General features: G+C 67.5%; 22 protein-coding genes and 2 riboswitches. Of the genes, 18 read left to right on the top strand and 4 right to left on the bottom strand.

Annotation, left to right across the window (positions count from 1 at the left end; all coding sequences use genetic code 11):
• The first annotated feature begins 36 nt into the window (after positions 1–36).
• Positions 37–489 (top strand): lipoprotein LppJ family protein, encoded by a 453-nt coding sequence (locus tag AC1U2B_RS04845; RefSeq protein WP_480215891.1) that lies wholly within the window; start codon positions 37–39, stop codon positions 487–489.
• On the opposite strand, the gene AC1U2B_RS04840 is transcribed toward AC1U2B_RS04845, so the two are convergent.
• The 3 genes from AC1U2B_RS04840 to AC1U2B_RS04830 are packed head-to-tail and all read right to left on the bottom strand — an operon-like array spanning position 486 to position 3,334.
• A complete protein-coding gene (locus tag AC1U2B_RS04840; protein ID WP_480215890.1) occupies positions 486–1,199 on the bottom strand; it encodes an SIMPL domain-containing protein in 714 nt (237 codons plus the stop codon). The genes AC1U2B_RS04845 and AC1U2B_RS04840 overlap by 4 nt on opposite strands.
• Positions 1,200–1,220: 21 nt before the next feature.
• Positions 1,221–2,396 (bottom strand): LLM class flavin-dependent oxidoreductase, encoded by a 1,176-nt coding sequence (locus AC1U2B_RS04835; RefSeq protein ID WP_480215889.1) that lies wholly within the window; start codon positions 2,394–2,396, stop codon positions 1,221–1,223.
• The gene (locus tag AC1U2B_RS04830) at positions 2,393–3,334 is read right to left on the bottom strand and encodes an alpha/beta fold hydrolase (protein ID WP_480216067.1); all 942 of its coding nucleotides are present in this window, start codon (positions 3,332–3,334) and stop codon (positions 2,393–2,395) included. The genes AC1U2B_RS04835 and AC1U2B_RS04830 overlap by 4 nt, the downstream gene beginning before the upstream one ends.
• A gap of 133 nt (positions 3,335–3,467) precedes the next feature.
• On the opposite strand from AC1U2B_RS04830, the gene ftsH reads away from it, so the two are divergent.
• From ftsH to AC1U2B_RS04775, 11 genes are all read left to right on the top strand, one after another.
• Positions 3,468–5,732, top strand: coding sequence for an ATP-dependent zinc metalloprotease FtsH (ftsH, locus tag AC1U2B_RS04825; protein WP_480215888.1), 2,265 nt, complete (start codon positions 3,468–3,470; stop codon positions 5,730–5,732).
• Positions 5,733–5,751: 19 nt separating this feature from the next.
• Entirely contained in the window at positions 5,752–6,360 is a 609-nt protein-coding gene (folE, locus tag AC1U2B_RS04820; RefSeq protein WP_480215887.1) for a GTP cyclohydrolase I FolE, read from the top strand.
• Between the two features lie 50 nt (positions 6,361–6,410).
• Positions 6,411–7,205: a dihydropteroate synthase gene (gene folP, locus AC1U2B_RS04815; protein WP_480216066.1), complete on the top strand. Its 795-nt coding sequence runs from the start codon at positions 6,411–6,413 to the stop codon at positions 7,203–7,205.
• Positions 7,198–7,572: a dihydroneopterin aldolase gene (gene folB, locus AC1U2B_RS04810; protein WP_480215886.1), complete on the top strand. Its 375-nt coding sequence runs from the start codon at positions 7,198–7,200 to the stop codon at positions 7,570–7,572. The genes folP and folB overlap by 8 nt, the downstream gene beginning before the upstream one ends.
• Positions 7,573–7,602: 30 nt before the next feature.
• Positions 7,603–8,118 (top strand): 2-amino-4-hydroxy-6-hydroxymethyldihydropteridine diphosphokinase, encoded by a 516-nt coding sequence (folK, locus tag AC1U2B_RS04805; RefSeq protein ID WP_480215885.1) that lies wholly within the window; start codon positions 7,603–7,605, stop codon positions 8,116–8,118.
• The gene (locus AC1U2B_RS04800) at positions 8,118–8,594 is read left to right on the top strand and encodes a DUF3180 domain-containing protein (protein ID WP_480215884.1); all 477 of its coding nucleotides are present in this window, start codon (positions 8,118–8,120) and stop codon (positions 8,592–8,594) included. The genes folK and AC1U2B_RS04800 overlap by 1 nt, the downstream gene beginning before the upstream one ends.
• A 67-nt stretch (positions 8,595–8,661) precedes the next feature.
• On the top strand, positions 8,662–9,765 hold the full coding sequence (locus tag AC1U2B_RS04795; protein ID WP_480215883.1) for a DUF6779 domain-containing protein: 1,104 nt from the start codon (positions 8,662–8,664) through the stop codon (positions 9,763–9,765).
• 80 nt (positions 9,766–9,845) lie between these two features.
• Positions 9,846–10,772, top strand: a complete 927-nt coding sequence (locus tag AC1U2B_RS04790; protein WP_480215882.1) for a Rossmann-like and DUF2520 domain-containing protein — start codon at positions 9,846–9,848, stop codon at positions 10,770–10,772.
• Positions 10,769–11,737 (top strand): pantoate--beta-alanine ligase, encoded by a 969-nt coding sequence (gene panC / locus AC1U2B_RS04785; RefSeq protein ID WP_480215881.1) that lies wholly within the window; start codon positions 10,769–10,771, stop codon positions 11,735–11,737. The genes AC1U2B_RS04790 and panC overlap by 4 nt, the downstream gene beginning before the upstream one ends.
• The gene (gene panD, locus AC1U2B_RS04780) at positions 11,737–12,144 is read left to right on the top strand and encodes an aspartate 1-decarboxylase (RefSeq protein ID WP_043397397.1); all 408 of its coding nucleotides are present in this window, start codon (positions 11,737–11,739) and stop codon (positions 12,142–12,144) included. The genes panC and panD overlap by 1 nt, the downstream gene beginning before the upstream one ends.
• Before the next feature lie 5 nt (positions 12,145–12,149).
• Positions 12,150–12,950 carry a type III pantothenate kinase gene (locus tag AC1U2B_RS04775; protein WP_480215880.1) on the top strand — a complete coding sequence of 267 codons (801 nt, stop codon included), beginning with the start codon at positions 12,150–12,152 and terminating at the stop codon, positions 12,948–12,950.
• Between the two features lie 6 nt (positions 12,951–12,956).
• Here AC1U2B_RS04775 and AC1U2B_RS04770 read toward each other — a convergent pair whose 3' ends face one another.
• Positions 12,957–14,216: an alanine racemase gene (locus AC1U2B_RS04770; protein ID WP_480215879.1), complete on the bottom strand. Its 1,260-nt coding sequence runs from the start codon at positions 14,214–14,216 to the stop codon at positions 12,957–12,959.
• Positions 14,217–14,240: 24 nt separating this feature from the next.
• Here AC1U2B_RS04770 and lysS point away from each other — a divergent pair, with 24 nt between their 5' ends.
• The 6 genes from lysS (at position 14,241) to AC1U2B_RS04740 (ending at position 20,821) form a co-directional block, all read left to right on the top strand.
• Positions 14,241–15,743 (top strand): lysine--tRNA ligase, encoded by a 1,503-nt coding sequence (gene lysS / locus AC1U2B_RS04765; protein WP_071287392.1) that lies wholly within the window; start codon positions 14,241–14,243, stop codon positions 15,741–15,743.
• A gap of 108 nt (positions 15,744–15,851) precedes the next feature.
• Positions 15,852–16,199 (top strand): histone-like nucleoid-structuring protein Lsr2, encoded by a 348-nt coding sequence (lsr2, locus tag AC1U2B_RS04760; RefSeq protein WP_043397405.1) that lies wholly within the window; start codon positions 15,852–15,854, stop codon positions 16,197–16,199.
• 258 nt (positions 16,200–16,457) lie between these two features.
• Positions 16,458–18,980 (top strand): ATP-dependent Clp protease ATP-binding subunit, encoded by a 2,523-nt coding sequence (locus AC1U2B_RS04755; protein WP_480215878.1) that lies wholly within the window; start codon positions 16,458–16,460, stop codon positions 18,978–18,980.
• Between the two features lie 57 nt (positions 18,981–19,037).
• A riboswitch (adenosylcobalamin (AdoCbl) riboswitch) is annotated at positions 19,038–19,182 on the top strand.
• Positions 19,183–19,184: 2 nt separating this feature from the next.
• Positions 19,185–19,412: a CbtB domain-containing protein gene (locus AC1U2B_RS04750; protein WP_043397410.1), complete on the top strand. Its 228-nt coding sequence runs from the start codon at positions 19,185–19,187 to the stop codon at positions 19,410–19,412.
• Between the two features lie 13 nt (positions 19,413–19,425).
• Positions 19,426–20,334 carry a CbtA family protein gene (locus AC1U2B_RS04745; RefSeq protein ID WP_480215877.1) on the top strand — a complete coding sequence of 303 codons (909 nt, stop codon included), beginning with the start codon at positions 19,426–19,428 and terminating at the stop codon, positions 20,332–20,334.
• A gap of 58 nt (positions 20,335–20,392) precedes the next feature.
• Positions 20,393–20,821 (top strand): YbjQ family protein, encoded by a 429-nt coding sequence (locus AC1U2B_RS04740; RefSeq protein ID WP_043397416.1) that lies wholly within the window; start codon positions 20,393–20,395, stop codon positions 20,819–20,821.
• A 33-nt stretch (positions 20,822–20,854) separates the two neighbouring features.
• A riboswitch (cobalamin riboswitch) is annotated at positions 20,855–21,054 on the top strand.
• The last annotated feature ends 71 nt before the right edge of the window (positions 21,055–21,125 follow it).

The following is a 21,125-nucleotide window of genomic DNA, read 5'->3' as shown; positions in this document are numbered from 1 at the left end:
ACAGTGCTACTGACGTTGGTGGGGTGTTCTGAGCCAATGAGGAATTCGGTTTCTCCTGAGGAGACGCGCCGTCAGGCCATCGATGTGTCCCGGCAGATCGTGTCTGATCTCGGTGGCCAGGTGGCTGATGCGCAGTTCGGTTACGACTCCTGCGGTGTCAATGGCACGCCGCCGTTCCAGGGCCATGCCCACCTGGGGGTGTGGATGCCGGGGGCGGATCGGTCGCGCGAGGTGACGGCTGAGTCGGTGGTGACGCGGTTGCGCGAACACGGTTGGGATGTCGACCCGAACTATCACACGCATGCGATGGCATTCAAGCGTGACGGGTTGAAGGTGAAGGTGTGGGTGATACCGCCACCCGATCCTGGCGAGCCGCCGAACTCCCACGTGATGATCGACGTCTACACCGAGTGCCAGGACACCTTCGACCACCGAACTGATCGGTCGGCATTCACGGCCACCGACATCACTGGTGAACTGACGCGCTAAGCGAGCTCCCAGATCACCGTCACCGAGAAGTTGACGGTCTGCTGGCCGGGGGACAGCGGCACGGCTTCGGCCATGGCCATCCGCGGGGCCGGCATGGGCGTCGGGGTGGTGCCGCCGGTTGCCTCGGAGATCGAGACCACCTTGCCCAGGTTCAGCCCGGACAGCTGGGCGTACTGCTGGGCGCGGTCCTTGGCGTCGTTGAAGGCGCGGGTGCGGGCATCCTTGACCAGCTGCGAGTCGTCGTCGATCGAGTAGGCGACGCTGTTGATCCGGGTGGAATTGCCACCGGCAGTGACGATCTTCGCCAACACCTGTGATGCGGTGTCGAGCTTGCGGACCTTGATGTCGATGGTGTTGCTGGCCCGGTACCCCGTGATGACGGAGTCGCGGTAGTCGGGCTGCAGCTCGACCTGCTTGGTGGCGATGTCCTTCTTGTCGATGCCGGCGCCTGCCAGTGCGTCGATCACGGCCTGCTGGCGGCTGCTGGTCTGGTTCATCGCGGCGGTGACGTCCGGCGCCGTCGCCTCGATGGAGGCGGTGACGTTCAGCGTGTCCGGCGTGCCCTGCACCTTGCCGCTGCCGACGACGGTGACTTCGCGGGTGGCCGGTTTGGCATCGGAGTCGGAGCCACAGCCGGCCGCGCCGACGGCGCCGGCGATAGCAAGTCCGGCGAGGGCGAGGGCGGCGGTACGTCGGGTCGCAAGTGGCATGACGTCCACCGTACCCATCGTTCAGGAGTCGCTGGTGTGCTCGGCGATCGCGTTGACGACGGCTTCGCCGACCCGGCCGAACAGCTGGTCGCGCATGCCCTTGGCCCATTCGTGTGAGGCGTGCGGCGCGGTGAGCTGGCCCTTGAAGTGGGGGATCACCTCGCGGGCGAACAACTCGTACGAGTGCATGGTGGCCGCGGGTGGCGCCCAGTCGTGGCCCAGCATCAGGAACGTGCCGAAGCCGCCGGAGCGGTCCAGCATGTCCTGGATGTAGCCGATGCAGTCGGCGGGTGTGCCGATGCAGCAATTGCCTTTGGCCGCATAGTCTTCGACGAACTGCCGGGACGTCGGCGCCGGGCCGGTCTGGCTGCCCAGCGGCACGAACCCGGCCGCGCCGAAGTAGTTCGAGAAGTCCTCCAGGCCATAGGTGCAGTCCTCGATGGCCTGCTCGCGGGTGTCGGCCAGGTGCACCACACCAAGCACCCGCCAGCCCTTTCTGTCCGGCTCGGGCCGGCCGGCCTTCGCGGCCTGGTCGCACACGAGGTCCCAGGTGGTCTCCAGCGCGGCGTAACCGCCGGGCACCGACATCGACAGCGACAGCAGCGACGTGCCCAACTGCCCGGCCAGCCGCGGCCCTGACGGGGAAACCATTGCCGCCGTGGATATCTCGGGATACGGCCAGGTGTACGGCCGGATGTGCAACGCGGCGTCGCGCAGCGTGAACCAGTCGGTCTCCCGCGAGATTCGCTCGTCGGGCGCGGCCCGGAACAGGGCCAGGATGGCTTCGAGGGACTGCTGCATCATCGGCCGCTGGTTCACCGGGTCGATGCCCATCATGTAGGCGTCCGACGGCAACGCACCCGGACCGGTGCCGAACATGACGCGGCCGCGGGTCAGGTGATCGAGCAGCACCCAGCGGTCGGCGACCATCAGCGGGTGGTGGTAGGGCAGTGACACCACGCCGGTGCCGAACCGGATGTTCCTGGTGCGTTCGGCCGCGGTGGCGATGAACACCTCGGGACAGGCGATCAATTCGTAACCGCCGGAATGGTGTTCGCCGAACCACACCTCGTCATAGCCCAGCTGGTCCAGCCTGACGGTGCGTTCCAGGTCGTATTCCAGTGCGGTGGTGGGAGATTGGCCGACCGGGTGGAACGGTGTGATGAATGCGCCGAAATCCAGTGGGCGACCCGTCATTTCAGTCCTTCGATGAATTCGATGAGTGCGGCGTTGACCTCGTCGGGGCGCTCCTGCTGCAACCAGTGCCCGGCACCAGGGATCATCATCTCGCGGTAGTCGCCTGCGACCACGTCGCGCACCCGGTCGCGCGGGGTGAAGCTCAGCACCGGGTCGGCGGCGCCGGCCAGGAACAGCGTCGGAACGGTGATGGCCGGGGCGGGCGTCGTCGCCGTCAGCTCCCAGTTCCGGTCGAAGTTGCGGTACCAGTTCAGCGGACCGGTGAAGCCGCTCTCGGTGAAAGCTGTTACGTACGGCTCGAATTCGTCTTCGGTGATCCAGTCCGGCAGCGGCGGTAGCGGATCGTCGGCAAGTGTGTCCGGCGGTGCGGACAAACCCTCCTCCGCGATCATGCGGCGCATCGTGCTCCGCGGATCGCGACCCAACGCCGCGTCGGCGACGCCGGGTTCCTGGAAATACAGCATGTAGAAGTAATTGTCGCCGACGCGCCTGCGCCAGATCTCGGTCGGCGGGGCAGTCGCGCGCGGCACCGGCGGCACGCTCAGCGCGGCGACGGCAATCACCCGGTCGGGATGCAGCAGCGCGAAGTTGCACACCACCGGCGAGCCCCAGTCATGACCGACGACCACCGCGCGCTCGGCCCCGACGTCGTCGAGCAGCCCGGCCAGGTCCGCGGTGAGGTGGACGATGTCGTAGTCCTCGATCGCGGGCGGGCGTGACGAGCCGCCGTAGCCCCGCTGGTCGGGGGCCAGGACGTGGTAGCCGGCCGCGGCCAGGGCCGGGATCTGGTGCCGCCACGAATGCGCGAGTTCGGGGAAGCCGTGCGCCAGCACGACCACCGGGGCGCCGCGCTCGCCGGCTTCGGTGACCTGCAACTGCACGCCGTTGGTGTCGACTAACCGTTTGGTGGACGTGATCACGGTCTCACCAAAGCACAGCGGCGGTCCGGCCGGAAGGAGGTATCGCTGCCGGGAACTGCCGATCGTTTGCATAGCGGTAACCTGTGAACTATCCCGCATCTGTGTATCGGAAGGACCTGGCCGACGAGTATTCGCCGGCCGAAATATGTCGATGAAGCGAAAAAACGTCATCCGCACCCTGACCGTCGTCGCGGTCGTGTTGCTGCTGGGTTGGTCTTTCTTTTATTTCAGTGATGACACCCGTGGTTATCACCAGGTCGACACCTCGGTGGCGGTCGCCCAGATCAACGCCGGGAACGTCACCGGCGCCCAGATCGACGACCGGGAACAGCAGGTCCGGCTTGATCTGAAGAGCGTCACCCCGGACACCGACAACAGCAACAAGATCATCACGTCGTTCCCCACGGGCTACGCGGTGCCGCTGTTCGACGCGCTCAACGGCAAGAACGTCAAGACCAAGACGGTGGTCAACCAGGGCAGCATCCTCAGCTCGCTGCTGATCTACCTGCTGCCGCTGTTGCTGCTGGTCGGCCTGTTCTTCATGTTCTCCCGCATGCAGGGCGGCGGTCGCATGGGCTTCGGCTTCGGCAAGTCGAAGGCGAAGTTGCTCGGCAAGGACATGCCGAAGACGACGTTCGCCGACGTCGCCGGTGTCGACGAGGCCGTCGAAGAGCTGTACGAGATCAAGGACTTCCTGCAGAACCCGAGTCGCTACCAGGCCCTGGGCGCCAAGATCCCCAAGGGCGTGCTGCTCTACGGCCCGCCCGGAACGGGTAAGACGCTGCTGGCGCGTGCCGTCGCGGGTGAGGCCGGCGTGCCGTTCTTCACCATCTCCGGCTCGGACTTCGTCGAGATGTTCGTCGGTGTCGGTGCCTCCCGCGTGCGCGACCTGTTCGAGCAGGCCAAGCAGAACAGCCCGTGCATCATCTTCGTCGACGAGATCGACGCCGTCGGTCGTCAGCGTGGTGCCGGCCTGGGTGGCGGGCACGACGAGCGCGAGCAGACGCTGAACCAGCTGCTGGTCGAGATGGACGGCTTCGGCGAACGCCAGGGCGTCATCCTGATCGCCGCGACCAACCGGCCCGACATCCTGGACCCGGCGCTGTTGCGTCCGGGCCGCTTCGACCGGCAGATCCCGGTGTCCGCACCCGACCTGGCGGGCCGCAAGGCCGTGCTGCGGGTGCACTCGGCCGGCAAGCCCATCGCCCCCGACGCGGACTTGGACAGTTTGGCCAAGCGCACCGTCGGCATGTCGGGCGCCGACCTGGCCAACGTCATCAACGAGGCCGCGCTCCTGACCGCTCGCGAGAACGCCACGGTGATCACCGGGCCGGCGCTGGAAGAAGCCGTCGACCGCGTCATCGGTGGTCCGCGCCGCAAGGGCCGCATCATCAGCGAGCACGAGAAGAAGATCACCGCGTACCACGAGGCCGGGCACACCCTGGCCGGCTGGGCCATGCCGCACCTGGACCCGGTCTACAAGGTGACGATCCTGGCGCGCGGCCGCACCGGCGGGCACGCCGTCGCCGTCCCCGAGGACGACAAGGGCATGCAGACCCGCTCCGAACTGATCGCCCGACTGGTGATGGCGATCGGCGGACGGGCCGCCGAGGAGCTGATCTTCCGCGAGCCCACCACCGGCGCGGTGTCCGACATCGAGAACGCCACCAAGATCGCCCGCGCCATGGTCACCGAGTTCGGCATGAGCGCCCGGCTGGGCGCGGTCCGGTACGGCACCGAACACGGCGACCCGTTCCTGGGCCGCACCATGGGCACCCAGGCCGATTACAGCCACGAGGTGGCACAGCTCATCGACGACGAGGTGCGCAAGCTCATCGAGGCCGCCCACACCGAGGCCTGGGATGTGCTGACCCACTACCGCGACGTCCTGGACAACCTGGCCGGCGAGCTGCTCGAGAAGGAGACGCTGCACCGCGCCGATCTCGAGGTCATTCTGGCCGGCGTCGAGAAGCGTCCTCGCCTGACCCTGTTCGACGACTTCGGTGGCCGCGTGCCGTCTGACAAGCCGCCGATCAAGACGCCCGGCGAGCTGGCCATCGAGCGTGGTGAGCCGTGGCCGCCGCCCGTCGAGGAGCCGGCGTTCAAGGCGGCGATCGCTGCGGCCAGCCAGGCCGCGGGCACCGTGAACGGCACCAACGGCGTGCACGCCGCGCCGAACGGTCAGCCGCAGCACGGCCAGACCCAGCCGAACTACGGCGCACCCGCGGGTTGGCAGGCCCCGGGCTGGCCGCCGCAGGGACCGCCTCAGCATGGTCACCACCCCCAGCAGGGCCAGTGGTACCCGCAGCAGGGCTGGGGCCAGCCCACGCCGCCGCCGGGCTACCAGCCCTACCCGCAGCAACCGGCGCCGCCGGCGCAACCGAACGACGAGCAGGCGCCGCCTGCGCACGGCTGACCCGAACGGAGCCACATAGATGACGCGGTCGCAGATCCATTCGGCCAGGCTCACCGCCCCGAAGTTCGATCACGATCGAGCCGAGGCCGCGGTGCGCGAGCTGCTGCTCGCGGTGGGCGAGGATCCCGACCGTGACGGGCTGCGGGACACGCCGGCCCGGGTGGCCCGCGCCTTCGAGGAGATCTTCGGCGGGCTCTACATCGACCCCGACTCGGTGCTGAACACCACCTTCGACGAGGGTCACGACGAGCTGGTGCTGGTAAAAGACATCCCGATGTACTCGACCTGCGAGCACCATCTGGTGTCGTTCCACGGCGTCGCGCACGTCGGATACATCCCGGGTGAGGACGGCCGGGTGACCGGGCTGTCCAAGATCGCCCGCCTCGTCGACCTGTACGCCAAGCGGCCGCAGGTGCAGGAGCGGCTGACCGGTCAGATCGCCGACGCGTTGATGCGCAAGCTGAACCCGCAGGGCGCCATCGTGGTGATCGAGGCCGAGCACCTGTGCATGGCGATGCGCGGAGTGCGCAAGCCCGGCGCGGTGACCACCACCTCGGCGGTGCGCGGCCAGTTCAAGACCTGCGCTTCGTCACGAGCCGAGGCGCTGGACCTGATCCTGCGGAAGTGAACGCACTGCCAACTGGGGTCCTTCCCGTCGCTCCGCTCGCCCCGGTGGTGATGGGCGTCCTCAACGTCACCGCCGATTCGTTCTCCGACGGGGGACGGTTCCTCGATCACGATCGTGCGATCGAGCACGGTCTGGCGTTGGCCGCCCAGGGCGCACAGATCATCGACGTCGGCGGGGAGTCGACGCGGCCCGGTGCGGCCCGGCTGGACCCGGAGGTCGAACGCGGCCGCGTGCTACCGGTGATCAAAGAGCTTGTCGCCCAGGGCATCACAGTCAGCGTCGACACCATGCACGCCGACGTGGCCGAGGCCGCCCTGGAATGTGGCGTCCACATCGTCAACGACGTGTCCGGCGGACGGGCCGACCTGAACATGGCGCCGCTGCTGGCCGGCGCGCGGGTGCCATGGGTCCTGATGCACTGGCGCGAGGTCGACGCCGAGCAGCCGCACCGAATTCCGGAGTACTCCGACGTGGTGGCCGACGTGCGGGCCGAACTGCTCGCCGCGGTCGACGACGCCGTCGCGGCCGGGGTGGAACCGGAGCACCTGATCATCGATCCGGGTCTGGGTTTCGCCAAGTCGGCACAACACAATTGGGCTCTGCTGCGGGCGCTGCCCGACCTGGTCGCCACCGGCATCCCGGTGTTGGTCGGGGCGTCGCGCAAGCGATTCCTCGGCACCCTGCTGGCGGATGCCGATGGCACGCCGCGCGAGCCCGACGGCCGGGAGACCGCCACGGCGGTGATCTCGGCGCTGGCCGCGCAGCACGGTGCGTGGGGGGTGCGGGTACATGATGTGCAAGCCTCGGTGGACGCGGTGAAAGTGGTGGGGGCCTGGCATGGCTGATCGAATCGAACTGCGGGGCTTGACCGTTCGCGGGAATCATGGGGTCTTCGACCATGAGCGCCAGGACGGGCAGGACTTCGTCGTCGACATCACGGTGTGGATCGACCTGGCTGCCGCCGCGCTGAGCGACGAGTTGTCGGACACCCTGGACTATGGCGCGCTGGCGCAGCAGGCGGCGGACATCATCGCGGGGCCGCCGCGGAATCTGATCGAGACGGTGTCCGCCGAGATCGCCGATTCGGTGATGACCGACCAGCGCGTCCATGCCGTCGAGGTGGTGCTGCACAAGCCCAGTGCGCCGATCCCGTTGACGTTCAACGATGTTGCGGTCGTCGCGCGCCGGTCCAGGCGGGCTGGTCGTGGCTAGTGTGAGCGAGAAGCCGGAGGCGGATCGCGCATGAGCTCAGTTGTGCTTTCCATCGGCTCCAACCTGGGCGACCGGCTCGCCCATCTGCAGTCGGTGGTCTCCGGGCTGCGCGGCGCGGTCCGGGCCGTCTCCCCGGTCTATGAGACCGACGCCTGGGGCGGCGTCGAGCAGGGGCCGTTCCTCAATGCCGTGGTACTGGCCGACGCTCCCGACCTCGACGGTCCGGGCTGGCTGCGCCGGGCCCACGAGTTCGAGAACGCCGCGGACCGGGTGCGCGAACAGCGTTGGGGTCCACGCACTCTCGATGTCGACATCGTGAGCTGTCACGACGGCGATGCCGAAGTGCGCTCTGACGATCCGGTCCTGACGCTGCCGCACCCGCTGGCGCATCAACGCGCCTTCGTGCTGGTGCCGTGGCTGGCCGCCGCCCCCGACGCGGCGCTGACGGTGGCCGGGCAGCCGGTGCCGGTTGCCGATCTGCTGGCTGGGCTGGCTGCCGACGAACGCGACGGCGTGCGCCGCACGGACCTGGAGCTGGTGCCCTGATGGGGCCGACGCGGAAGCGCGATCTGGCGATCGGCACAGCGCTGGCCACGGTCGCCGCGTATGGGCTGGTGATCCTGGTGTACGGCTGGCTGCCGCCGATCACGGTGTGGACGGGGTTGTCGCTGTTGGTTTTTGCCGGCGCTGAAGCGGGGTGGGCGTTCTACGTGCGCGCCAAGATCCGTGCCGGTCACATCGGGGTGGGCGGTGGCCGGATCGATCCGCTGGCGGTTGCGCGATCGGTGGTGGTGGCCAAGGCGTCGGCGTGGGTCGGCGCGATGGTGCTGGGTTGGTGGCTCGGCGTGCTGGGCTACCTGCTTCCGCGACGGTCGCAATTTGCGTATCCCGCGGCCGCGACGCCCGGTGCTGTGGTTGCGGCGATCAGCGCGCTGGCGCTCGTGGTCGCGGCGTTGTGGCTGCAGCATTGCTGCCGCGCTCCGCTGGACCCGCAGGAGAAGTCTGACGGCGCAACCGAATAGGTAACGATCCGACCGGACCGGGTGTCGGTCAACCTGCGAGGGGAACGCAGAACGGTACAGTCAGCGCATGATTGATCCGACCCGGACGGCGCGCGGCAGGCGCGCGAACCGCAGGCCGGGTTGGTTGCTGCTGACGGCGTTGCTGGTGCTGGCCATCGTCGCCAGCTCGGCGCTGGTGTTCACCGATCAGGTCGAGTTGCTGAAACTGGCTGTGGTCATTGCCTTGTGGGCCGCGGTGGCGGCGGCGTTCGCGTCGTTCGTGTACCGGCGACAGGCCGATCTGGACCAGGCCCGGGCCCGCGACCTCAAGCTCGTCTACGACCTACAGCTGGACCGCGAGATTTCGGCGCGCCGCGAATACGAGCTGTCGCTGGAATCGCATCTGCGCCGTGAGCTCGCCTCCGAACTGCGTGCCCAATCGGCCGACGAGGTCGCGGCGCTGCGCGCGGAGCTGGCCGCGCTGCGCGCGAACCTCGAGTTCTACTTCGACGCCGATCTGGCGCACCGCCCGGCGCTCGAGACCGACCGCAGCGGCCAGGCCGTGCCGGTCGGCCGCGTCGTCGCCAGCCGGATCGACACGGAAGACCGGCCGGACCTGGTGTCGGAGCCGAACACCGAAGAGAGCCCCATCATCGACGTGGCGGCCGAGCCGCATGTGCCGCCGGATCCGTGGGCACCGCCGCCTCCGCCGCCGCAGCCACCGTTCGGCGGGGCGCACCGCCTCACCCCGCGGCCGGCACCGTCCGACTGGCAACCCTCCCCGGCTGAAGGCCAGTGGATCCCGGCCGGCCAGCCGGGCAGCAACTGGGCACCCGCGGCGCCGGAACCCGCGCAGCCGCCGGTGCAGCCGCCCGTGCCGCCGGTCCAGGACCGCGGACCCGAACCGACGATGACCCTGCCGGTGGTCCCGCCGGTGCCGACGTACACCCCGGAACCGCCCCCCGCGCCCATGCCCGAACCCGCACCGCAGCCCCCGCGCCGGGGCCGCCACGGCGCCGCCGAAGAGCCCGCCCAGCCAGAGACCCCTGTCACATCCGGTCGTCGGCGCCGCGCCGAACCCGACGACGAACCCGCAGGTCAGCACGTTGGTGGGCAGCCGGCGGCCGAATTGCTGGCGCGGCTGCAGGCCAACACGAGCGGCGGCGGCCGTCGACGTCGCCGCGAGGACTGAGCTACGCTCTGCGGTGACCGTCCGGTACCTGCCAGGCAGGACTGGAACGACTGATACCACCACTTTGTGAGGTCGCTGCAATGAAGCAGCTCGACGGACTGCGTCCGGCCCGGCTCGCTGTCGGAATCATTTCCGCAGGGCGGGTCGGCAGTGCGCTGGGTGTTGCGCTCGAGCACGCCGACCACGTCGTCGTCGCGTGTAGCGCGATCTCCCATGCGTCGCGCGGACGTGCCGAGCGCAGGCTGCCGGACACCCAGGTGCTGCCCGCTCACGACGTCGCCGCGAAAGCCGAACTGCTGCTGCTGGCCGTGCCGGACGCGGAGCTGACGTCCGTCGTCGCCGGACTGGCTGCCACCGGATCAGTGCGTCCCGGCACCATCGTCGTGCACACCTCGGGCGCCAACGGCATCGGCGTGCTGGCCCCGCTGACCGCGCAGGGCTGTATTCCGCTGGCCATCCACCCGGCCATGACGTTCACCGGCGCCGACGAGGACATCGCCCGGCTGTCGGAGACCTGTTTCGGGATCACCGCGGCCGACGACATCGGCTACGCCGTCGCCCAGTCCCTGGTTCTCGAGATCGGCGGCGAACCATTCCGGGTTCGCGAAGACGCCCGCACGCTCTATCACGCGGCATTGGCGCACGCCGGCAATCACGTCACCACCGTCGTCCTCGACGCCGTCGAAGCCCTGCGCGCCGCGCTGGCCGGTCAGGAACTGCTCGGCCAGGAACTGGTCAGCGGCGACCCCGCCGGCATCGCCGAACGCATTCTGGCGCCGCTGGCCCGGGCCTCCCTGGAGAACGCGCTGCAGCGTGGACAGAGCGCGCTGACCGGTCCGGTGGCCCGCGGTGACGCCGCCGCGGTCGCGGCCCACCTGCACGCGATGAAAGAAACGAATCCCGAACTGGCGCAGGCATATCGAGCCATGTCGCTACGCACCGCACAACGTGCCCATGCACCTACCGAAGTTTTCGCCGTGTTGACCGACTCTGGGAGTGCGCAGTGACCGATCGCAGGCCGCCGAAGTTCACCGCCGGCGAGCTGAACCTCTACACCAATCCGACCGACGTGTCGGACGTGTCGCGGGTGCTGCGCGCCACCGGGCGACGGGTGATGCTCGTGCCGACCATGGGTGCGCTGCACGACGGCCACCTCGAGTTGGTGCGCGCCGCCAAGAAGGTGCCCGGCGCTGTCGTGGTGGTGTCGATCTTCGTCAACCCCTTGCAGTTCGGTGCGGGGGAGGACCTGAACGCCTACCCACGCACCCTGGACTCCGACGTCGAGCAGCTACGCGGCGAGGACGTCGACATCGTCTTCGCGCCCACCGCCGCCGACATGTACCCGAACGGCCAGCGCACCACGGTCATGCCGGGTCCGCTCGGCGCCGAGCTGGAGGGCGGCTCGCGGCCGACGCACTTCGCCGGGATGCTGACCGTGGTGCTCAAGCTGCTGCAGATCGTGCGCCCCGATCGCGCGTTCTTCGGCGAAAAGGATTACCAGCAGCTGGTTCTGGTGCGCCAGATGGTCGACGACTTCGACCTCGACGTACGCATCCAGGCGGTGCCGATCGTGCGGGAGAACGACGGTCTGGCCATGTCGTCGCGCAACCGCTTCCTGGATACCGAACAGCGCGAGCAGGCCGGGGCGCTGTCCGCGGCACTGCTCGCCGGCAAGTACTCCGCGCCGCACGGCGCGGCCGCCGCACTCGATGCGGCCCGGGCGGTCCTCGACGAGGTGCCCGCCATCGACGTCGACTATCTGGAGGTCCGGGACCCCTGGCTGGGTCCGGCACCGGTGTCCGGTCCGGCCCGGATGCTGGTCGTGGGCCGGCTCGGCAAGACCAGATTGTTGGACAACATCGCCATCGACATCGGCGCATCCGCAGGGATCGACGGTCACCCCAATGTGGGGTCTGCCGCCGGCCATGACGGAGCCGAGACCGGTAACAACGAATTACCCTGGAGGAACTGATGTTTCGCACCATGCTGAAGTCCAAGATTCACCGGGCCACGGTGACCCAGGCGGACCTGCACTACGTCGGCTCGGTGACCATCGACGCCGACCTGCTCGACGCCGCCGACATCCTCGAGGGTGAGCAGGTCACCATCGTCGACATCGACAACGGCAACCGGTTGGTCACCTACGCCATCACCGGTGAGCGCGGCACCGGCATCATCGGGATCAACGGTGCCGCAGCACATCTCATCCACCCGGGTGACCTGGTGATCCTGATCGCCTACGCCACGATGGACGACGCCGAGGCCCGTACCTACCAGCCGAACGTGATCTTCGTCGACGCGCAGAACCGGCAGATCGACTTCTCGCACGACGCCGCACACGTCCCGGACGGTGTCGACGGCCTGCTGTCGCCGCGGTAACGCCGGTGCTGCTGGCGATCGATGTTCGCAACACCCACACCATCGTCGGGTTGATCTCCGGTTCCGGAGATCACGCAAAAGTGGTGCAGAACTGGCGGATTCGCACCGAGTCGGAGGTGACGGCCGACGAGCTCGCGCTGACCATCGACGGCTTGATCGGTGACGACGCCGAAAACCTGCTCGGCGCAACGGGTTTGTCGACGGTGCCGTCGGTGCTGCACGAAATCCGGGTGATGCTGGAGCAGTACTGGCCGTCGGTGCCGCACGTCCTGATCGAACCGGGTGTGCGCACCGGCATCCCGCTGCTGGTCGACAACCCGAAAGAGGTCGGCGCCGACCGGATCGTCAATTGCCTTGCGGCATACCACAAATACGGCACCGCGGCCATCGTCGTCGACTTCGGCTCGTCCATCTGCGTCGACGTCGTCTCGGCCAAGGGCGAGTTCCTCGGCGGCGCCATCGCGCCCGGCGTCCAGGTGTCCTCGGACGCCGCGGCGGCCCGCTCGGCGGCGCTGCGCCGCGTCGAGCTGACCCGGCCGCGGTCGGTGATCGGCAAGAACACCGTGGAGTGCATGCAGGCCGGTGCGGTATTCGGGTTCGCCGCACTGGTGGACGGTTTGGTGAACCGGGTGCGCGACGATGTCGACGGCTTCGACGGCCACAATGTCACCGTGGTCGCCACCGGGCACACCGCGCAACTGGTGCTGCCCGATCTGCGCACCGTGCAGCACTACGAGAGGAACCTCACCCTCGACGGCCTGCGCCTGGTCTTCGAGCGCAACCAGCGCACTTCCCGCCGCGCCTAGAAGCGCCTAGAAGAAGGTGCGGACCAGCTCGACCACCCGATGGTCGGCGTCGAGCACCGGGATCAGCTGCCACTTGTCGAACACCGTGCAGGGGTGCGAGACCCCGAACTCCAGCCAGTCACCGACCTGGATGCTCTGATCGGCCGGTGCCAGCCGCAGGTAGGCGTGCTGGTCGTTGAGCTTCTCGACACGGCTGTCAGGCCGGCCGTACGGCATGGGCAGGTCCTGGTCGAACGACACGTCCCGGCGGCCCATGCCCACGATGGCGAGGTCGGGCTCGGGCCGTGACAGCACCTGCGCCCACACACTCAGCGCCGGCTGGAAGTGGCCGCCGGAGTGAATATCGGAGGTGCGGCCCAGCGGAGTCGTGCGGGCGTAGAGGCCGTCGTCGTGCGTCAGGTAGCAGCCGCTGCGCACCACGGTGCGCACCGACATGCCGTCGGGCCAGCCGGTCAGGATGTCGGCGACCAGGTCGAAGTAGGTGCTGCCGCCGGCCGTCGCCATGATCTCGTCGGTCTCGAACATCGGACGCAACCGGATGACGGCGTCGCGCAGAGTCTGGAGATACCCGGCCACGGCGGTCACCGCGGCGTCGCTCACCTCGTGGCCGGTGGCCGCCTCGTACCCGGCGACGCCGACCAGTCGCAGCCGGTCCGAGTCCACCACCGCACGCGCCACCGCGTCCACGGTGTCGGCGTCGCGGCAGCCCGTGCGGCCGCTTGGCTGGCCGACCTCGACGCAGACGTCCAGCGGGCGGCGCCGGCCCGTCAGGGCAGCCGTCATCAGCTGCACCCCGCGGACCGAGTCGACCCAGCAGGTCAGTTCGAAATCGGGGTTGGCGTCCAGCTCGGCGGCCAGCCAGCGCAGACCGGTGACGTCGACCAGTTCGTTGGCCAGGATGATCCGGCGGACCCCGAACGCCCGGAACACCCGGACCTGGCTGATGGTGGCGGCGGTGACGGCCACCGCCCCGGCGCCGAGCTGGCGGGCCAGCAGCTGCGGGGCCATGTGGGTCTTGCCGTGCGGCGCGAGCTGTACGCCCCGGCGCCGGCACCAGCGCGCCATGGTGACCATGTTGTGCACCAGCGGCTGGGTGCGCAGCGTGGCGACCGGCGAAACCGCGCCATCGTCGAACAGGTTGGGCCGCCGACGGCACACCTGGGCGGGCGTCTGGCCCCACCACGAGGACGGCAGGCCCTTGTATTTCCAGTCGATCGGTTCGTGGTCCAAGGCGTCGACGGTGGACTGCTCCAAACTGGCTGCCATGGCCTTCATTTAAGCTGGCATTTCGTGAGCGACGCCGAAAGCCCCGACATTCCCGAGCAGTTCCGGATCCGCCAGGCCAAGCGTGAGCGGCTGCTCGCCGAGGGCCGCGACCCTTATCCGGTCGAGGTGGCTCGTACCCACACCCTCGCTGAGCTGCGCGCGGCGTATCCGGAGCTCGTCGCGGACACCGCGACCGGCGATATCGTCGGCGTGGCCGGCCGGGTCGTGTTCGCCCGGAACTCGGGCAAGCTGTGCTTCGCCACGCTGCAGGAAGGCGACGGCACCCAGCTGCAGGCCATGCTGAGCCTGGACAAGGTGGGCCAGGATTCGCTCGATGCCTGGAAGGCTGACGTCGACCTGGGCGACATCGTGTTCATCGAGGGCGAGGTCATCAGTTCCCGGCGCGGAGAATTATCTGTGCTTGCCCAGAACTGGCAAATTGTGTCGAAGGCCCTGCGACCGCTTCCTGTCGCGCACAAGGAATTGAATGAAGAGACCCGGGTCCGGCAGCGGTACGTCGACCTGATCGTGCGTCCCGAGGCCCGCAATGTCGCCCGGCAGCGTATTGCCGTGGTGCGGGCATTGCGGTCGGCGCTGGAGCGCCGCGGTTTTCTCGAAGTCGAGACCCCGATGCTCCAGACGCTGCCCGGCGGCGCCGCGGCACGCCCATTCATCACACACTCCAACGCGCTCGATGCGGATCTGTACCTGCGCATCGCGCCGGAGTTGTTCCTGAAGCGCTGCCTGGTCGGTGGTTTCGAGAAGGTTTTTGAGCTTAATCGGAACTTTCGCAACGAGGGCGCGGATTCCACGCATTCACCGGAATTTGCGATGTTGGAGACATATCAGGCCTACGGCACATATGACGATTCCGCGATAGTGACGCGTGAGCTTATTCAGGAGGTTGCCGACGAGGCCATTGGTACCCGAATGGTGCCACTGCCGGACGGCTCCACCTATGACCTCGATGGTGAATGGGCGACCGTCGAAATGTATCCGTCGTTGTCCGAAGCGCTGGGCGAGGAGATCACGCCGGAGACTTCCGCAGAGTACCTGTGGAAGGTGGCCGAGCGACTCGGCGCCGAGATTCCCCGGGACCGTGGATACGGGCACGGGAAATTGATCGAGGAACTGTGGGAGCACACCGTCGGTGATCACCTTTGGGCGCCGACCTTCGTCCGGGATTTCCCGGTGGAGACGACCCCGCTGACTCGGGCCCACCGCAGTATTCCGGGGGTTACCGAGAAATGGGATCTATATGTCCGCAAGTTCGAGCTCGCCACCGGATATTCGGAGTTGATCGATCCGGTGATTCAGCGGGAGCGTTTCGAGGCGCAGGCACGTGCCGCAGCTGCCGGTGATGACGAGGCAATGCGACTTGATGAGGATTTTCTTATCGCATTGGAGTATGCGATGCCGCCGACCACCGGAACAGGAATGGGACTCGATCGCTTGCTGATGGCGTTGACGGGGTTGACGATTAGGGACACGGTTTTGTTCCCGATTGTGCGCCGTCAGGGCGACTGAACACTGCCTAACCCTGGACTTGTTGAAGGAATTGCAGTCCTATGCCAGCATTGTTGTGGCAGAGTCGTTTCTGCGTTCTTATCGAGGCAGAAGGGTTAGTGTGGGCCGATGGCAAAGAAAGTGACTGTCACTCTTGTCGATGATTTCGACGGTGAAGGTGCGGCAGATGAGACGGTCGAATTTGCTCTCGACGGGGTGAACTACGAGATCGACCTCACCACCAAGAACGCCACCAAGCTTCGGAATGATTTGAAGAAATGGGTGGAGGCCGGCCGTCGTGTCGGTGGCCGCCGTCGGGGCCGCGCCAGCACCGGTTCGACAGGCCGCGGCCGCGCGTCCATCGACCGCGAGCAGAGTGCCGCCATCCGGGAATGGGCTCGCCGCAACGGCCACAACGTGTCCAGTCGCGGTCGGATCCCGGCGGAGATCATCGACGCGTTCCACGCCGCGACCTGAGTCTGCGGGCAACGTCATTCAGGGTTGCCCGAGGTTTTTCTGTTCGCTTTCGGCGTAGCCCGGTCGGGCCGATCCGGGAAACGTTTCGAAGCCGCAGCGCGTTGGTCTTTTCGCAGCGCTGAGTGGCCTTGCGAGCTAGGGGATACCGCAGGGCACGCATGGTCGCCGCCCATTAGAGTGGACGGTAGGCGCACAGCGTCGCGACACGCGAAGTGACGTGGCAGGAGCTGCGCTACGAGGGAGAGCAGGTAACCACCGATGTTTGAGAGATTCACCGACCGGGCCCGTCGGGTCGTCGTCCTGGCTCAAGAAGAAGCCCGGATGCTCAACCACAACTACATCGGCACCGAGCACATCCTGCTTGGACTCATTCATGAGGGCGAGGGCGTCGCCGCCAAGTCTCTGGAATCGCTGGGCATCTCGCTGGAAGGCGTGCGCAGCCAGGTCGAGGAGATCATCGGTCAGGGCCAGCAGGCTCCGTCCGGGCACATCCCCTTCACTCCGCGCGCCAAAAAGGTCCTCGAGCTGTCGCTGCGCGAGGCGCTGCAGCTCGGCCACAACTACATCGGCACCGAGCACATCCTGCTCGGCCTGATCCGCGAGGGTGAGGGCGTCGCCGCTCAGGTGCTCGTGAAGCTGGGCGCCGAGCTGACCCGCGTGCGTCAGCAGGTCATCCAGCTGCTCTCGGGCTACCAGGGCAAGGAGACCGCCGAAGCCGGCACCGGTGGCCGCGGTGGCGAGACGGGCAACCCGTCGACGTCGCTGGTGCTCGACCAGTTCGGCCGCAACCTGACCGCCGCCGCCGCCGAGGGCAAACTCGACCCGGTCATCGGCCGCGAGAAGGAAATCGAGCGGGTCATGCAGGTGCTGAGCCGCCGCACCAAGAACAACCCGGTGCTGATCGGTGAGCCCGGTGTCGGTAAGACCGCGGTCGTCGAGGGCCTGGCGCAGGCCATCGTGCACGGCGAGGTCCCCGAGACGCTCAAGGACAAGCAGCTCTACACGCTGGACCTCGGTTCGCTGGTCGCCGGCAGCCGCTACCGCGGTGACTTCGAAGAGCGCCTGAAGAAGGTGCTCAAGGAGATCAACACCCGCGGCGACATCATCCTGTTCATCGATGAGCTGCACACGCTCGTCGGTGCGGGTGCCGCCGAGGGCGCCATCGATGCCGCCAGCATCCTGAAGCCGAAGCTGGCCCGTGGCGAGCTGCAGACCATCGGTGCGACCACCCTCGACGAGTACCGCAAGTACATCGAGAAGGACGCCGCCCTCGAGCGCCGGTTCCAGCCGGTGCAGGTGGGTGAGCCGACCGTCGAGCACACCATCGAGATCCTTAAGGGTCTGCGCGACCGCTACGAGGCGCACCACCGCGTCTCGATCACCGACGGTGCGCTGGTCGCCGCCGCGACGCTGGCCGACCGGTACATCAACGACCGGTTCCTGCCGGACAAGGCCATCGACCTGATCGACGAGGCCGGCGCCCGCATGCGCATCCGCCGGATGACCGCTCCGCCAGACCTGCGCGAGTTCGACGAGAAGATCGCCGACGCGCGCCGGGAGAAGGAATCGGCCATCGACGCGCAGGACTTCGAGAAGGCAGCCAGGCTGCGCGACTCGGAGAAGACGCTGGTCGCCCAGCGCGCCGAGCGTGAGAAGCAGTGGCGTTCGGGTGACCTCGACGTGGTCGCCGAGGTCGACGATGAGCAGATCGCCGAGGTCCTGGGCAACTGGACCGGCATCCCGGTGTTCAAGCTGACCGAGGCCGAGACCACGCGCCTGCTGCGCATGGAAGACGAGCTGCACAAGCGGATCATCGGCCAGGTCGACGCCGTCAAGGCGGTCTCGAAGGCCATCCGGCGTACCCGCGCCGGCCTGAAGGACCCGAAGCGTCCGTCGGGCTCGTTCATCTTCGCCGGCCCGTCCGGTGTCGGTAAGACCGAGCTGTCTAAGGCGCTGGCCGAGTTCCTGTTCGGCGACGACGACGCGCTCATCCAGATCGACATGGGCGAGTTCCACGACCGCTTCACCGCGTCGCGGCTGTTCGGTGCCCCTCCGGGCTACGTCGGCTACGAAGAGGGCGGCCAGCTCACCGAGAAGGTGCGCCGCAAGCCGTTCAGCGTGGTGCTGTTCGACGAGATCGAGAAGGCCCACCAGGAGATCTACAACAGCCTCCTGCAGGTCCTCGAAGACGGCCGCCTGACCGACGGTCAGGGTCGCACCGTCGACTTCAAGAACACCGTGCTGATCTTCACCTCGAACCTCGGTACGAGCGACATCAGCAAGGCGGTTGGCCTCGGCTTCACCTCCGGTGGCGGCGAGAACAACTACGAGCGCATGAAGCTCAAGGTGCACGACGAGCTGAAGAAGCACTTCCGCCCGGAGTTCCTGAACCGTATCGACGACATCATCGTGTTCCACCAGCTGACGCAGGACGAGATCGTCCAGATGGTCGAGCTGATGATCGCCCGGGTCGGCAAGCAGCTCAAGGCCAAGGACATGGAGATGGAGCTGACGCCGAAGGCGAAGGCGCTCCTGGCCCGTCGCGGTTTCGATCCGGTGCTCGGTGCGCGGCCGCTGCGTCGCACCATCCAGCGCGAGATCGAGGACCAGCTCTCGGAGAAGATTCTCTTCGAAGAGGTCGGCCCCGGTCAGCTGGTCACCGTGGATGTCGAGAACTGGGACGGCGAGAGCGCCAACACCGAGGACGCGAAGTTCACGTTCGCCGGACGTCGCAAGGAATCGGCCGACTTGGCCGAGGCCGCAGTTACCGCCGCCGAATAACGGATCACGAAAAATACCCTCCCCGAACTTCGGTGAGGGTATTTTTCGGTGGGGGTGTATCTTGATCCCGGTATGACGGGGCATGGAAGCCGGTGAGAATCCGGCACGGTTGCGCCACTGTGAAACCCCCGGGGTGAGTCAGATCTTTCGCCGTCGTACAAAACCGAACACGTAGGGGCGCGTGACCCCATAGGAGGTTTGACCATGACGAGCAGTGCAGTTTCGAAGACTGGGCTGGTTTCCGCCGAGGCCCACCGGGCACTCTCGGCCACTCGGGTAGCGGTGCTGCTGGGTGTGACGATCTTTCTGGCGGTGCTGGCGTACTACCTGGTCGGTGTCGACGAGGGCATGATGTCGATGTTCGGCAAGACCGTCGTGGTCCACGAGTGGGTGCACGACTCGCGGCACTTCCTCGGCTTCCCCTGCCACTGATCCAGGGGACCTTGTGGAAATCCGCGTTATCGGGCGCGGAGCCCTCGCCGGTCTGATCGCCGGCATTCTGGGGTTCCTGTTTGCCCGCATTTTTGCCGAACCCGCCATCGACAAGGCCATCGACTACGAGTCCGGCCGCATGGATGTGCTCTCGACCATTCACACCGCCATGGGCCATCCGGTCGAGCCGGACGGACCGGAGCTGTTCAGCCGATCCATCCAGTCGGGCATCGGTGCGGCCACCGGCATCATCGCCTTCTCGGTGGCGATGGGTGCGCTGGTCGCCGTCGCCTATCTGGTGCTGCACGGCCGCTTCAAGGTGCGGCCGCTGGTGCTGGGCTGGGCTATCGCCGGCTTCGGTTTCCTCGGCGTGTACCTGCTGCCGTTCGTGAAGTACCCGGCGAACCCGCCGGCCATCGGCCACGAGTTCACCATGGAGACCCGCGGCTTCCTGTACCTGGGCATGGTGTGGGGATCGCTGACGCTGCTGGGGCTCGCGGTGTTCGCCGCGCGCAAGCTGTCCGCGAAGGTCGGCTGGGCACGCGCGGTCGGGATCGCGGTGCTCGGGTTCTTCGTGGTGTACGGCGGCCTGCTGGCGGCGCTGCCGTCGCTCGGCGATCTGGCCGCCAACGTCGAGCACTCCGGCGAACTCGGCTTTGCGCGCGCCGCAACCGAGACACCGCAGCCGATCACCAACACCTTCACCACGCCGGTGACCATCGACGGCAAGGTCTACGCCCCCGGGCAGCTGATATACCCGGGCTTCGACGCCGACCTGCTGTGGAAGTTCCGGTGGTACTCGCTGCTCGATCAGGCACTGATCTGGGCGGTCATCGGGCTGGTGTTCGGCGGGCTCGTCGAGCGTTACCTCGGTGGCGCGAAGCAGGCCGTGCCGGCAAAGGATGTGGCAGCAGCCGTCTGACGATTCCGGTTGCTGCGCACTACAGTTCGAGGCGTACCGACCAACGAAAGGCTGCAGCATGCTGGTTGTCACGACGAATGACCTGCCCGGGTGGGAGATTCAGCGAGTCTGCGGTGAGGTGTTCGGCCTTACCGTCCGGTCCCGGAACGCCTTCGCGCAGATGGGTGCCGGCTTCAAGGCGATGTTCGGCGGCGAGCTGCAGGGCATGACCAAGAACCTGGCCGAGAGCCGCAACGAGGCCATGGGCCGGCTCCTCCAGGAATGTCAGGCCCGCGGCGGCAATGCCATTGTCGCGATGCGGTTCGACACCACCGAGATCGGTGATGTGTGGACCGAGATCTGCGCGTATGGCACTGCGGTGCAGGCGGTTCCGGTCACCGATGCCGCTCGCTACACGGCGCAGCAGCTGGGTTACGGCGGTGGCCCGGCTGGTCCGGGCGGTCCGGCCGGACCGGTTGGACCGGTTGGCCCGGGCCCGACAGGGTAATCTCCTCGGCGCAGCTGGTTTACCCATGACGCTTCGGTGTCATGGATATCGAGTGGCGGTGATTCGCCATGAGAGGGAACCCGGTGAGAATCCGGGACTGTCCCGCAGCGGTAAGCAGGAACGACCGCCGTCATCCGCACTGGTTCATCTCGAACCGGGAAGCGACGGCCACTAGGAGCACCCGAGGGTGCGTGCCTGCGAGTCCGAAGACCTGCCAGCTGTGCCGGATGCGCCGCGTCCGGCGGTGCATCGCCTCGTGGAATGGGCTGATCGCCGAGGGCGGTTTCGGCTGTCCTCGATGGAT

The organism is Mycolicibacterium sp. P4_G11 (assembly GCF_056555145.1).
This window is presented reverse-complemented; position numbering and strand designations above follow the sequence as displayed.